The following is a 14,098-nucleotide window of genomic DNA, read 5'->3' as shown; positions in this document are numbered from 1 at the left end:
TGGATGCGATTGTTCGCTATTGCGATTTAATTGCATTAATGGTGTTATGTCTTGACTTCCAGCCCTTCGACGTTCGGCTTTCGCTAGCCCCTGCAAAACATCCAGTTTTGGGTCTTTCAGGGGTCCAATAACTGTTCAGCCGAAAACCTTCCGGCCACCCAGCCAGGTGCCCATCACTTTCGCCTGATCGAGCCGGTCCGGATCGACGGTTGTAAGATCTTCATCCCAAACGACGAAATCGGCCAGCCGCCCCGGTGCTAGCGTGCCTGTATCGGCTTCGCTGCCGCCTGCATAAGCGGCATTCCGCGTGTAGGAGAGCAGCGCGTCATGGATTTCAACCCGCTGTTTTGGAAACCATCCATCCGGATTGGCCCCGTCGAGCGTCTCGCGCAGGACCGCTGCCTTGAGCCCGGTGAGCGGGTCCAACGGGGCCACTGGCCAATCCGAGCCGAAGCAGACGTGCGCGCCGCTCGCGATCAGGGATTCGAACGCATATGTCGTCTCGAGCCGCTTCTCGCCGATCCGCCTCAAGGCCCAGCGCCCGTCGTCAATGGCGTGAAAGGGCTGGACCGAAGCGATGACGTTCTGTTCGGCGAAGCGCCCGATGGCCGACGGGGCGAGGTGCTGCGCGTGCTCTATCCGGCTGCGCCTGTCGCGTGGGCCATTGGTGCGGGCCGTTGCCGCCAGCATGTCGAGCACGATGTCGTTCGCTTCGTCACCAATGGCGTGGGCGGAAATCTGGAAACCGGCCTTGTCCGCCTGGATCGCCCAATTCCGCATGTCGGCTTCATCGGTAACGGTAATGCCGTGCGTTGCGGGATCGTCGAAGTAAGGCTTATAGAACAAGGCCGTGCGCGAACCGAGCGAGCCGTCAAAGACAACCTTGCATCCGCCCCAGCGAACAAATTCATCGCCGCGGCCTTCCTCGGCAACGACTGCAGCGAGTTTTTCCCAGTCCTTGAGGGGCGTCATCGCATAGAAGCGCATGTCGAGACCGCCTGCGGCCCTCATCCGCCGTGCCGAATGGAATGTTTCCCAACTGACCCCGGGTTCGTGAACCTGTGTCACACCCTTCGAGATGCCCAGCGCGATCCCCTTGCGGTTTGCGGCGTCGATTTCGGCATCGCGCGGCGTGGGAATGCGTCCCACCACCAGATCCTTGGCCGCATCCTTGAAGATGCCGGTGAGGCGGCCTCTGGCGTCGCGTCCAACGACACCGCCCGGCACGTCGGCAATGCCATCGTCGATGCCGATCGCCTTGAGTGCGGCCGAGTTCAGCAGCACCATGTGCAAGTCGTAGCGAACCACGGCGACAGGCGTGTTGGGTGTGACGGCGTCGATCCAGTCCCGCGTAGGCAATTCGCCGCCCCAGCGGTCGTTGTCCCAGTTGCCCCCTTGCAGCCACTGGCCCGGCATCATGGCGCGTGCGGCTTCGGCAATGCGGCGGGTAAATTCCGCCTTGTCCGCTGCGTCGCGCAGCGATGGCTGACCCAGCGTGGCCGAAGCAAGGGTGAAATGGACGTGACAGTCGGTGAATCCGGGGGTGACCAGCGCGCCTTCAAGATTGATACGCCGGGTCCTGGCACTGGCCAGACTGTTCGCGGCCTCCAGACCGAGTGCCGCTATGCGCCCGTCGATAATGCCAATCGCGTCCGTAAACACGCGCCGCCCTTCACCGGTCCAGATGCGCGCATTGGTGAAAATGGTGTCGACGGGAATTCCTGCGGCGAACGCGGCCTGGCGTTTGAAATCCAGTCCGGTCGCGAACATCCCCGCTGCTGCCCCGGCAGATCGGACGAGAAATTTGCGGCGGTCGAAGGTCGTAGTCATAGTTGCGTTCCGGCTGCCTGCTGACCGGTTCAACTATTGGACTCGTCAGTGGAGCCTGAAACCACCAATTTATGACTATTCGCAGGGACCAAGGCCCCGGGCTTCAGCGCGTTGCCTTCGCCAGCGCTGTGATGGCACGCTCGGCTTCGGTCTTGTCGAGGCTCGCAAAACCGAGGCGCAGGCCCTTGGCGGCACTGTCGCGTGCCATGAACGAACGGTGGCTGGCAAAGCGCAGGCCGGTGGCCTGTGCCTTGCTTTCGATCTCGTCGAGATCTCCGTCGAAACGGACCCAGAACGCCAGTCCTCCGTCCGGCATGTCGAAATGCGCGCGTCCGGCCAGTTCGCTGTGAAGCAGGTCAGCGAAGAATTGCCGGCGCTCGGCATAGATGCGCCATGCCTTGCGGGCATGACGCCGTACCTCGCCGCTCTCGATCAGGTCGGCACAGGCATCTTCCGTCACGGTGTTGCCCATCCCATCGGTCAGCGACACCCGGTGCGCGATCGCGGCAATCACCGGCTTGGGCGCCGCAAGATAGCCGATGCGAAGCGCTGGCAGGAGAAGCTTGGACATGGAGCCCAGATAGATCACCTGACCTGGCGCGTAGCCTGCCATCGGCAGAAGCGGCTGCGACTGGAAGTGGAACTCGTGATCGTAATCGTCCTCGATGATGGCGACGCCGAACTGGCGCGCGATCTCCAGAACCTGCAGGCGCCGTTCCGGCCTTAGCGCGACCGTCGTCGGGAACTGGTGGTGCGGGGTGAGGAACACCGCGCGCACGGCGTGGCGGCGGCATGCGGCTTCCATTTCGACGACATCGATGCCGCCTTCGTCCAGCCCCACCGCGATCACCTTGCCGCCCAGTGCCTCGATCGCGGCGATGGCGGGCTCGTATGTCAGTTCCTCGACCATCACGGCATCGCCCGGCAGGATCAAGGTCTGGAGCGCGAGGAAGAGGCCATTCTGGCTGCCGCGGGTGATGCAGATATTGGCGGCGGTGAAATTGAGGCCGCGCTGAGACCTCAGCATCCCGGCGATCTCCTCGCACAGACGGGGGGAGCCGCGCGGATCGCGGTACTGCATGCGGTTGGCGCGCGAGTCCCGCTGGACGGCTGTGCGGTAAGCCCGCGCCAGTTGCTCACTGGGAAACAAGCGTCCGTCCGGTGCCCCCTCGTCCAGTTTTATGCCGGAGCCGCCGGGCAAGGCCAGTGGGCGTTCGGGCGGTGCGGCGAAGCGGTAATGCGTGCTGCCACTGGCCAATTCCGCTCCGGAACCTGCGGGCTTCGGCGGTGCCGGCAACGAGCGCGAAACGACTGTTCCGCGCGTTCCCTCGGTGCAGAGCCAGCCTTGCGCGATCAGGTCTTCATAGGCGAGCACAACCGTCTTCCTATTGACGGCGAGGGCCGCGGCCAGTTCGCGGCTGCTGGGCAGGTAGGTGCCCGAGGCAAGCCTTCCGGTCTCGATGTCGCGGATCAGGGCATGGATGATCTGCATGTAGATCGGTGTGTCGCGGGCGGGATCGATCCGTGCTCCGAGGGATATCTGCCAGGGTCGTAACATCGCCGCGCCACCTTTCACCTTTGCGGCAGGCTTAGCAGTCCGGACTATATTGGACCATGCCATTAACGCCAATTGGCACTTGTGCAGGGGCCATTGCAAGCCGAATAAAAAGGCTAGTCTCAAGGAAGAGCTGGAGATCCGGTGTCCATTTGCAATTTTCTCGCCAGTGGGGGCAGGAGGGCTCGATGACAGACCCGTTGTTTGCGCGTTACGGCAACGAGGATGTGCGTCGGCTCATTGCACAGTATCCGCTGTCCTGGGTCATGGCCCCGGGCGCGCCGGTCGAGACGGCCACTCTGCTGCCCATGCTCGGACTGTACGGCGAGGATGGCCGGCTCACGGGACTGCTCGGGCACATGTCCCGGCGCCGGACGCTTCATACATTGCTTTGCGAAAGCCCGACGGCGCATTTCCTCTTCACCGGACCGCAAGCCTATGTTTCGCCGCAGCATAGCGGCAGGCGCAACTGGGGACCGACATGGAACTATGCCGCGCTGCGGGTCGAGGCACAGGTCCGATTTGACGAGGCCCTCACCGAAATCGCGGTGCGGCGGCTCGTCGATGCTTGCGAGGCCGGGCGTGACAAGCCATGGCAACCGGCGGAACTCGGTGGGCGCTATGACGCCATGCTGGGTGCCATTATCGGGTTCGAGGCGCAGGTCACGGCGATCGATGCGACGTTCAAGCTGGCGCAGGACGAAGACGATGCCGTGCTGCGCGAGCTCGTCGAGGCGCATCCGGACGAGACCATGCGCAGCTGGATCCGGGCACTGAACCGGGACCGGCTGGACTAGCCTGTCGCTGGTATCCATTCGTAGCGGGTGAAGAGGGGAATGACGATCAAGGGACGCGAATTCTGGATGGCTACCCACCGCTATTCCGGACTGGTTATTCTCGTTTTTCTGGGATTTGCCGCCCTGACCGGCAGCGTGCTGGTATACCTGCGGCCGCTTGATGCAGCGATAAACGCCGATCTGTTCCGGCAGTCGCCTGTTCGGGAGGCTCCGCCCGTGCCGCGGCTGGTGGAAGCCTTTAGGGCCAGCCACCCCGAGTTTACCGTGCGATCGTTTCCGCTATCCGTCCCCGTCGATGCCCGTATTCCGGTAAAGGTGACAGCGCGCGATGGCGTGCAGGATATCGACCAGGTTTTCCTGGATCGGGCCTCCGGCGAACTGGCAGGAACCCGCTCTTCAAAGGCCGCACTAAGCAGGCGCGGTATCGCGGGCCTGTTGCACAGCGTGCACTATACTCTCATGCTTGGCGACTATGGCCGCTGGTTCATGGGGGTGATTGCCCTTACATGGCTGGTGAGCAATTTCGTCGGAATCTACCTGACCTTCCCGGCGCGCGGGGCCTTCTGGAAGCAGTGGAAACGCACATGGCGGTTCAGCTTCAAGAGCGCGTTCCCGCGCCTGATGATGGACCTGCACCGTTCGTCCGGGCTGTGGCTGCTGGTGCCGCTTACCTTGCTGGCGGTCACTTCGGTCTGCATGAACTTCTTTGGCGAAGCCTACGGTCCCGTGGTCGACCGGCTGGTGCCGGAGAGGGAGCTTGCCTTGCCGAAGAGCGAGGCGAAGGGCCCGCTGACATTTTTCACGGCGGTGGAGCAGGCCCGCGCAGTTGCACAGGAGATGGACGAAACCTGGCATCCTGCAACGGTGCTCTACGATGCCGCAGAAGATCGCATCGGCGTGACGATGACCGACAACGGCCTGCTCAGCTACCACGATCTCGGTCCGATTTATTTTTACTTCGATGCCCAGAGCGGACGCCTCGCCGAAGTGTTCGATCCCTATCACGGAAACGGCAACCTCGCGATGTACCGGTGGCTCTATCCGGTCCACAGCGGGCACATCGCAGGACTGCCTACGGAAATCCTCGTGATCATCATGGGTTTGGTCATTTTCGGCATGTGCGTGACCGGCGTCTACCTGTGGTGGAAGAAGCGCCCGGCGCGCGTGATGCGGCGAAGGACACTGAAAGGAAGTGCACGATGACACTGCCGATCCTGCGCGCATGGCTTCTGGCCGGACTGGCGTTGAGCGCTGCAGTCCCGGCTGCGGCGGATCTGCCGTTGAAGCCCGAACGCGTGCTTGATGTTCATCCGGAGCGGACAACATGGTCGTCGCTCGATGTCTCCCCCAATGGCGCCACAATTGTCTTCGACGTGCTGGGAGACCTCTATGCGATGCCTGCGGCTGGCGGTAAGGCGCGGCAATTGAGCCAGGGGCTCGCCTTCGACAGTCAGCCGCGCTTTTCACCTGACGGCGAATGGATTGCCTTCACCAGCGACCGCGACGGTTCCGAGAATATCTGGATTGCGCATCCCGACGGTTCTCAGGCGCGCGCGATCACCGCGTTCGATGACGAGACCGTGATGGTCTCGCCAACGTGGAGCGCGGACGGCAGCGTCGTATTCGCAAGCCGCTTTCGCCCTGATCTCAACAATTACGAACTCTGGCGCTTTCCTTTGACTGGCAAGCCCGAGTTGCTGGTGCCGGTAAAGCCCGGGGCCGATGCTCCGCGCGACGCGTGGCGCTCGACGCTCGATGCCTCGGCATCCGCCGATGGCCGCTGGCTCTACTATGCGCGCCGCGTGGGCGGCCTCGAATTCGACCTGCCTACGAAATGGACGATCTTTCGTCGCGACCTCGCCACCGGCGAAGAACAGGAGGTGATCGCCGGACCGGGCGCCCGTGGCACGAGTGAGGACGCCTACTTCTCGCCGCGCATTGCTGCGGATGGCCGCCACCTTGCCTACGTGACACGGCGCGACGGCAGGTCGGCACTGCGTCTGCGCGATCTGGCGACCGGGCAGGACGTCGCGCTGGGGCAGACGCAACTCGATGCGATGCAGGCGTCTTCCTGGCAGGGCATGGTGCCGGGCATGGCGTTCACGCCTGATGGCAAGGCTATCGTGCTCAGTCGCGATGGCCACTTTGAGCGGCAGCCGACCGATGGCACGGCACCGCGCGCGCTGGCGCGAGAGATTGACGCCCGCATTGCCGTCGGCCCTTCGACGCGCTTTGCCATTCGTGAGGAAACCGGACCCGTCGTGTCCAAACTGGCAATGGAGCCTGCCACTTCGCCGGACGGGCGCCACGTGGCATTCGCGGCGCTCGGCGGGATATGGGTTCAGGACGTGGGTACCGGTACGGCGCGCCGGCTGCCGATCGATCTCGATCTGCCTGCTCAACCGGCGTGGAGCCCGGACGGCAAGCGCCTCGTCTTCGTCTCCTGGTCGGAGGCTGACGGCGGAACGGTGTGGACGTCGGCGTTGGATGGAAAGGGCGCCCGCAGGATTGCAGCCATTCCGGCCTACTACCGCTACCCGGTCTTCACGCCCGGCGGAAAACGCGTTCTGGTGTTGCGTTCCGCGCTCGACGAGCGGCGGCAGAACTTTTTTGAGTTCGGCCCGGTGCGCGAAAGCGAACTGGTTGAACTCGATCCGGCGAGCGGCGCGGCCCGAGTGGTTGCGCAGGGCAACTTGGGTGGCCGTCCGCAATTCACCAGCGAGCCCGGAAAGGCCTACCTTTTCAGCGGCAACGGTCTTGTCAGCATCGATCTGGCGGATGGCAGCATCGCACCAGCCGCGCAGGTCACCGGGCCATCCTACTATTTCGTCGAGGGCAACTCGCCCGTCGACGACATGCGCATCAGCCCTGATGGCCGGACCATAGCGGCCGTCATCGGAGACCGGCTCTATGTCCTTCCACGTCCAGCCGATCCTGCCAAAGCCGTTGACCTGCTCTCGCCTGATAGTCCGGCGCGTGTCCTGCCGGGCATGGGAGTCGACTGGTTCGAGTGGAGCGGGCCGGGCACACTCGATGCGGTTGCGGGCATCTTGTGGAGCCGTTTCGACACCGCAGCGGCCAAACCGGAGCGGCAGATGCGGCTCACGGCCACATTGCCCCGCGCGGTGCCCGATGGTGCGCTACTCTTGCGCGGTGCCCGCGTTCTCACCATGGCGCACCATGACCAGGTGATCGAGAATGCGGACGTGCTCGTCGTGGGGAGCCGGATTGCCGCCGTCGGCCCGAGAACTTCATTCGCGGTGCCCGCCAATGCCACGATCCGCGATGTGACCGGCAAGACGATCATGCCCGGCTTCATCGACGTGCACGATCACATCGGCGAGATCCGCCGCGGCAACTGGTCCAGCGAGCTATGGGGCCTGCGCGCGCGGCTGGCCTATGGGGTGACGACCAGCTTCGATCCCTCGACGCTGAGCATCGATCAGATCGGCTACGAGAGCATGATCGACGCAGGGCTAATTCTTGGCCCGCGCTTGCGTTCGACGGGGCCGGCGGTGTTCTCGAAAGTGCGCATAGGTTCGCTCGACGATGCGAGGCGCGTGCTGAGCCGCTATTCCGAAGGCTATCGTCTTTCCAATATCAAGGAATACCGGACCGGCGACCGCGAAGTGCGCCAATGGCTGGCCATGGCTGCGCGGGAACAGCACCTGATGCCGACGACCGAGGGCGCGCTGGCGCTCAAGCTCGACCTGACACAGATTCTCGACGGCTATGCCGGTAACGAGCACGCGCTGCCTGCACCGCCGCTGGGCGACGATGTGATCGCGGTCATGAAGGCTATGCGCACGAGCTACGATACCACGCTCAGCATCACCAATAGCGGCTCTCCGGCGATGGACTGGATCATCGCGCACGACGATCCGGTCGTGGACGAGAAGCTTCGGCGCTTCTGGCCGCCCTATGCGATCCGCCAGAAAATCACTTCGAGCCGCGCTTTTCTTCCCCTCTCGGAAGAGCGTTTCCCGGTCATTGCCCGCGATGCCGCGCGCCTGGCCGAAGCCGGGGTGCTCGTCGGTATGGGCTCGCATGGCGAGGCGCCGGGAATTGGTTATCACTGGGAAATGGAAGCGCATGTTCTGGGCGGCATGGTAGCAGCTGCGGTTCTCCACGCGGCCACGGCCGGATCGGCGGAAACCATTGGACGGCTGACCGATCTCGGCACGATCGAGCCGGGCAAGCTCGCAGATCTGCTGGTGCTGGAAGCCGACCCCAGAAACGACATAGCCAATGCCCGCGGCATCGTCTCTGTCATGCGCGGCGGCTTTCTGTTCGATGGCGACACGCTTCGTCCGCTATGGCCACTCGCAGGCAAGGCGCCGAAAGAACGGTTCGAGGCGGGCGATCATGAGAACTGGCTGCCGGTGACCAATCATTAGGCAGCCGATTGCTGTTGGCTGCTCATTCATGAGCGGATGGCGGGCCTCAGCAAGCGGCCGGGTAATGTGGCAGACCGAACCGGGACCAGTTGTGCGCCTCTCCTCTTGTCATTGTTGGCCGCGCAACCTGCCCGCTCTATCGGTCAGCGCCCCAGGAACGCGGCCTTTCGCTTCATGGGACGGTTGGATGCGGTCAGGCATTTTCAGCGGCCTGTGCCATGATGCCCATCATTTTCTGGATGTCGCCCGAAGTCACGCGTCTCTTTTCGCCGGTAGCAAGTGGACGGGCGCCCCCGAAGCTCTGCGGAGTGGTATCGACCCCGGCAGCCTTCGCCCTGGCCCTCAGTGCGCCTACTGTTAGCTCTTCCTTGCGGTGCGTCGTGAACGGATCGAACCGGAACCAGTTGAGCGCGTTCTCGTGCGTCACCTTGTTGAGCAACCGGTCGGAGAGGCCATCGATCTGCCCCCACAATTGCTCGGGTGAACAGGGCCACGGCGAGTCCGAATGCGGATAGTCCACCTCGAAGGCCACGATGTCCTCGCCGATGTACTCCACGTTCCTGAGGCCATAGGGATCGGTGATGAAGCAGACCATGAAGTGCTCGCGGAACACCTCGCTGGGCAGCTTCCCTCCGAAATCGGCATGGGTCCACTTGTGGTGGTGACGGTAGACGTAATCGGCCCGCTCGATCAGGGCCGGCACCCAGCCGATGCCGCCTTCGGCCACGTTGACGCGCAGGTCCGGCAGTTCCTGCAGGACGTGCAGGTTCAGCCAGTCGGCAATGGAGACGCTGACCGACATCGGCATCGTCGTGATCCAGGCATCAATCGGCGTTTCGAGCGAGGCTTGCGGTGACGGATTGCCGGGGCCGATGTGGATCGAGACGACAAGGTCGTTGTCGACTGCCGCGTGGAAGAATGGCACCCAGTATTCGTTGTGGATCGAGGGCAGGCCGACCTTGGTCGGGTTGTCGTTCAGCGTCACCGAACGGAAGCCCTTGTCCGCCAGCCGTTTCATCTCGGCAACCGTGGCATCCATGTCCCACACCGGCAGGATGCCAAGCGGGATGAAGCGGGCGGGATCGGTGGCGCACCATTCGTCGCTGTGCCAGTCGTTGTAGGCGCGCAGATGCTTGAGCGCGAGATCTTTGTCAGGCGCGTTGGCGAACATTGAGCCATCCATGGCTACGGCGGTCGGATAATTCAGTTGCACGGCAATGCCATCGGCGTTCATGTCGTCGAGCCGCGCCCTGGGATCCCAGCACCCGCGCCGCATCTGCGCCAGCGAAGTCGGCTCCATCCCGTATTCCTCGGGTACGCGGCCGACCACTGCATTTAGGCCCGTTACCGGCAAACGCATGCCCTGATAGGTCCAGTAACTTTGCCCGGTGTCCATCGTCATCAGCTTGGGCGCGCTGGCCAGAAGATCGCCCGAAAGCTGCCGGTCATACATGTCGCCGGGCTCGATCAGGTGATCGTCCACGCTGACGAGGATCATGTCGTTCATTTCCATTTCGCATCTCTCCTCTTGTCTTTGCTGGCCGCGCAACCTGGCCACTCCTGTTGATCTAGTGTCCCAGGAAGACGGCCTTTCGCTTCTCCAGCATCGCACGCCCGCCTTCGGCCGCATCGTGCGTGGCGAAAGTGCGGGGCTGCAGCCGTTCTTCCTGATCGAGTTGCTCCTCGTAGGAGCGGGACCAGCTTTCCCAGAACAGCTGGCGCGTGATGCCGATGGCTACCGTGGGCCCTTCGGCGAGTTCGCGGGCAATGGCCATGGCTTCATCCATGAAGGTGCCGTCGTCGAACACCCGGTTGACGAGCCCCCAGTCCAGAGCGTCCGAGGCAGAGAGCCGGTTGCCCATGACCATAAGTTCCTTGGCGCGCGCCCAGCCCACGATCCGCGGGAGCATCCAGCTGAGGCCGCCATCGGGGGAGACGCCGATGCGCCGGAACGCGGAAAGGAAGAATGCGGAGCGGGCCGCGACCACCATGTCGCCCGCCAGCGCATAGGAAAAACCGAGCCCGGCCGCCGGACCGTTCACGGCGGTGACAATCGGAATAGGCAGGTTCCGGAGTGTCTTCAGGACATAATGATGGTGCGTTCCCAAAGTGACGCCATGGTCGGTTCGCGAGCCGGATTCGCCTTCCTGCCGCGCACTGTCCATCCAGGCGACGCTGCCTCCGGAACAGAACCCCTTGCCTGCCCCGGTAATGAGCAGGCAGCGGAACCCGTTCTGGGGATCGGCGACATATTTGACCGCGTCGCGAACCTCGTTCGCCATCTGCGCGTCCATCGCGTTGAGAGTGCCGGGATCGTTGAAAGTCAGCCGCACCACCGCGCCGTCGGTATCGATCAGAACCTTTTTCATCTGCGGCTTTTCAATCTGCATCGCACCTCTCTCCCGGGACGGCCGTTTGTAACGCTGCACCGGCTTTTCCGAAGTCCGGCACGCCGTCCGGTGTTTCACTGGCCATGGCCTACCACCTTGACGCAATAGAGACAATATGGAACATTAAGTTCCAATATGGTTTAGTGTCATCCATAATCTGGGTGAGCAGGAGAGGACGTCTCATGGCCACGCTGGCATCACCAAGCCCCCTCACGCCGACGCCCGGCCACATTCCCGACAGCGCGGTTTTCGATTTCGACATGTTCGGTGATCCGGCCCTCAAGGCCGATCCGCACGCGCGCATTCTCGAACTCTCGCAAGCAGCACCGCCCGTGTTCTGGACTCCGCGCAACGGCGGGCACTGGGTGTTCTTCGGCAAGGAGGCGGTGTTCGATGGCGCGCGCGATGCGGCCTCGTTCTCCAGCGAACCCATGCCGCACGAGCAATTGCTGGCGATGCTGGCGATGATGCCGAAGGGATCACCCCATGTGCCGATCCCTTATCCGATCCTGCTCGATCCGCCGCTGCACGAAAAGTACCGCCAGCCCCTGCAGACCGTCTTCTCGCCGAAGACCGTTTCTGGCCTCAAGGCCAAGATCCGCGATCTTGCTGTCGATCTGATCGATCCTGTCGTTGCTCAGGGGCGCTGCGAATTCATGAGCGCCGTGGCGGAGCCGCTGCCGGTCCAGATCTTCCTGAAGATGCTCGGCCTGCCGCTGGAAATGATGCCGGAATACCGGGCACTGGTGAAGGAGAACTTCGCCGCGCAAGCATCCGACGCCAACCCGGCCGCGGCGCAGCGCATGATGAAGGCTGCCGGGATCGTCAGCCGGATCGAAAAGCTGCTCGGCAAGGTGGGGTTGTCGCTGCAGATGATCCCGCCGTACCGGGCGATGCTGAACCGGCGGCTTTCCGCGCAAGGGCCGGATGGCAACATGGCTGCGATGCAGCGCCTCATGAAAGTCGCGGCGATCATGCGAGACGAGATCCTCGACCGCCGCGACAATCCGCGAGACGACATCCTCTCCATGCTCTGGAAGGTCGAGATCGACGGCAAGCCGATGACGCTGGACGACATGGAGAACTATGGCGTTCTCCTGTTCATTGCCGGTCTCGACACGGTGATGAACGCCATCGGCTATGCCGTGCGCCACCTTGCCGAAAATCCGGACCTGCAGGACAGGCTGCGTGCGGAACCAGTTCTGATCCCCAAGGCGGCCGAGGAAATGCTGCGGCTTTACAGCTTCGTCGTTCCGGTTCGCCGGGTTTCGCACGATCTGGAGTTCAAGGGCGTGCAGATGAAGGCCAACGAGCGGGTCATGCTCTACCTGCCCGGCGCCAGCCTCGATCCGGCAGCCTATTCTGATCCGGGCACTTACGATCTCGACCGTGACAACAAGTCGCACATCGCGTTCAACGCGGGCCCGCACCGGTGCCTGGGCGCGCATCTGGCGCGGCTGGAACTGCAGACGCTCTACGAGGAACTTTTGACACGCCTGCCGCGCTTCCGGCTCGATCCGGACAAGCCGGTCGAATACCTGTGCAGCCATATCCTCGGTATCGACAAGCTGCACATCGTCTGGGATGACTGATCGCCATGGGCGGACCAGTCACATCAAATCCCTTCCTGGCGGTAATCGACGAAATCCTGCGATTGCGCAGCTGCTTCGAGGACCTATTCGCGGAGCTGTCCGACGCGGCGGACATGTCGGTGTTGCAGCAGCTTGTTCTCTTTGCCGTTTTCGACGCACCTGTCCCGCCGACTGTTCCCCAGATCGGCCGCGACCTTGGCCATCCGCGCCAGGTCATTCAGCGGATCGTGAACGAAATGGTCGAGAAAGGGCTTTTGGCAAAGGCGGACAACCCCCACCACAAGCGCGCAATGTTGCTGCTGCCGACGGAAAAGGCACAGGACCTCAAACGCCGGGCCGAAGCGCGGGCCTTCGAGACGGCCGAAGCCTTTCTGAGCCACTTCAGCGCGGACCGGTGTGCGGCCCTGACCGGCGAACTGGGCGTGCTCAGACAGGCGTTGGAATCATACATCGATCGCCACGGCCTCGCTGCGAAGGACAAGGCCGCGTCGGGCTCTCAGGTGGCGGGGGCGCTGGCCCTGCTGGAACGGTTCGGCTGAACCGGAGCGAGATCTGGCCGCCATCTGACTGAGAAGAAGAAAAATGGGAGGATGGACGGGATATGGCGCTGCTTGCGGAAAAGGCCGTTGTCGTAACCGGCGCAGGGCGTGGCATAGGCCGCGCGATCGCGCTTGAAGCTGCACGCGAGGGGGCGAGGGTGATTGTGGCCGACCATGGCACGGCGCTCGATGGCAGTGGTCCTGATCCGGCGGTGGCCGAAAGTGTCGCGCGGGAGATCGTGGATAAAGGCGGGGCTGCCTTGCCGGTATCCGCATCCGTGGCGACCAGCGAAGGTGCCCGCGCGATCATCGATAGCGCGCTGGACGCGTGGGGGCGGGTGGACGGGCTCGTCTGCTGTGCCGGGATACTGCGACACCGGCCCTTCATGGAACTCACTGAATTCGATTTCGACGAGGTGATTGCCACCCATCTCAAGGGGCATTTCCTGATGTTCCAGTCCGCATTCAAAGCCATGGTGGCAAATGGCCAAGGTGGTTCGCTGGTCGCGATTGGTTCTGGCTATGTGATGGGCGATCCCAACCGGGCGCCGTACCGGACGGCAAAGGCGGGGATCGTCGGGCTGACCAAGAGTGTCGCCCTGGCCGGCAGAGAACACGCCATCCGGGCCAATGTGCTCTCTCCGGTCGCCGATACGCGCATGACTGAAGCCTCCGGGCTGAAGATCGGATCGGTGCCCGAAGATATCGCGCCGCTGGCCGCATATCTGCTTTCGGACCAGTCGGCGGAGGTTACCGGCGAGGTCTTCTCCATCAGCGGCCAGTCCATAGCCATCTGGGAGGACCCCGCCGAAAGCCGGAAAGTGCAGCATCATTCCCGCTGGACGGCCGGGGCCATCACCGGGGCCATGCCATGGTTGCGCGCCGGGAGGCCTGCAAGTGCTCCGCAGGTTCCGCCGCTTCCCGTGTCAGTCATTCCCGGCGAAGTGTCCAGGGACTAGATATACCCCACCGGGAATGATCTTGCTCAGCCAACATCC

Annotated in this window: 10 protein-coding genes; 6 read left to right on the top strand and 4 right to left on the bottom strand. The window is 63.2% G+C overall.

What is annotated here, in order from left to right; all coding sequences use genetic code 11:
* Positions 1-135 precede the first annotated feature (135 nt).
* Both MTR64_RS07475 and MTR64_RS07470 read right to left on the bottom strand, forming a co-directional pair.
* A complete protein-coding gene (locus tag MTR64_RS07475) occupies positions 136-1,830 on the bottom strand; it encodes an amidohydrolase (RefSeq protein WP_243992411.1) in 1,695 nt (564 codons plus the stop codon).
* Positions 1,831-1,933: 103 nt separating this feature from the next.
* Entirely contained in the window at positions 1,934-3,451 is a 1,518-nt protein-coding gene (locus MTR64_RS07470; RefSeq protein WP_243992410.1) for a PLP-dependent aminotransferase family protein, read from the bottom strand.
* A 122-nt stretch (positions 3,452-3,573) separates the two neighbouring features.
* On the opposite strand from MTR64_RS07470, the gene MTR64_RS07465 reads away from it, so the two are divergent.
* Genes MTR64_RS07465 through MTR64_RS07455 form a run of 3 tightly spaced genes read left to right on the top strand, consistent with a single transcriptional unit; the run spans position 3,574 to position 8,579 of the window.
* Positions 3,574-4,182, top strand: coding sequence for an FMN-binding negative transcriptional regulator (locus MTR64_RS07465; RefSeq protein ID WP_243992409.1), 609 nt, complete (start codon positions 3,574-3,576; stop codon positions 4,180-4,182).
* A gap of 39 nt (positions 4,183-4,221) precedes the next feature.
* Positions 4,222-5,385, top strand: coding sequence for a PepSY-associated TM helix domain-containing protein (locus MTR64_RS07460; RefSeq protein ID WP_243992408.1), 1,164 nt, complete (start codon positions 4,222-4,224; stop codon positions 5,383-5,385).
* Positions 5,382-8,579 (top strand): amidohydrolase family protein, encoded by a 3,198-nt coding sequence (locus tag MTR64_RS07455; protein ID WP_243992407.1) that lies wholly within the window; start codon positions 5,382-5,384, stop codon positions 8,577-8,579. Before MTR64_RS07460 ends, MTR64_RS07455 begins: the two co-directional genes overlap by 4 nt.
* 193 nt (positions 8,580-8,772) lie before the next feature.
* Here MTR64_RS07455 and MTR64_RS07450 read toward each other — a convergent pair whose 3' ends face one another.
* A complete protein-coding gene (locus MTR64_RS07450) occupies positions 8,773-10,092 on the bottom strand; it encodes an amidohydrolase family protein (RefSeq protein ID WP_243992406.1) in 1,320 nt (439 codons plus the stop codon).
* Positions 10,093-10,147: 55 nt separating this feature from the next.
* Positions 10,148-10,969: an enoyl-CoA hydratase-related protein gene (locus tag MTR64_RS07445; RefSeq protein ID WP_243992405.1), complete on the bottom strand. Its 822-nt coding sequence runs from the start codon at positions 10,967-10,969 to the stop codon at positions 10,148-10,150.
* 182 nt (positions 10,970-11,151) lie between these two features.
* On the opposite strand from MTR64_RS07445, the gene MTR64_RS07440 reads away from it, so the two are divergent.
* The 3 genes from MTR64_RS07440 (at position 11,152) to MTR64_RS07430 (ending at position 14,059) form a co-directional block, all read left to right on the top strand.
* Positions 11,152-12,561 carry a cytochrome P450 gene (locus tag MTR64_RS07440; protein ID WP_243992403.1) on the top strand — a complete coding sequence of 470 codons (1,410 nt, stop codon included), beginning with the start codon at positions 11,152-11,154 and terminating at the stop codon, positions 12,559-12,561.
* Between the two features lie 5 nt (positions 12,562-12,566).
* The gene (locus MTR64_RS07435) at positions 12,567-13,100 is read left to right on the top strand and encodes a MarR family winged helix-turn-helix transcriptional regulator (RefSeq protein WP_243992401.1); all 534 of its coding nucleotides are present in this window, start codon (positions 12,567-12,569) and stop codon (positions 13,098-13,100) included.
* 62 nt (positions 13,101-13,162) lie between these two features.
* Entirely contained in the window at positions 13,163-14,059 is an 897-nt protein-coding gene (locus tag MTR64_RS07430; RefSeq protein WP_243992399.1) for an SDR family NAD(P)-dependent oxidoreductase, read from the top strand.
* The last annotated feature ends 39 nt before the right edge of the window (positions 14,060-14,098 follow it).

Source organism: Novosphingobium album (ex Hu et al. 2023) (assembly GCF_022832385.1).
GTDB lineage: Bacteria > Pseudomonadota > Alphaproteobacteria > Sphingomonadales > Sphingomonadaceae > Novosphingobium > Novosphingobium album.
Note: the sequence above shows the minus strand (reverse complement) of the source record. Positions and strands in the feature narration are given on the sequence as shown.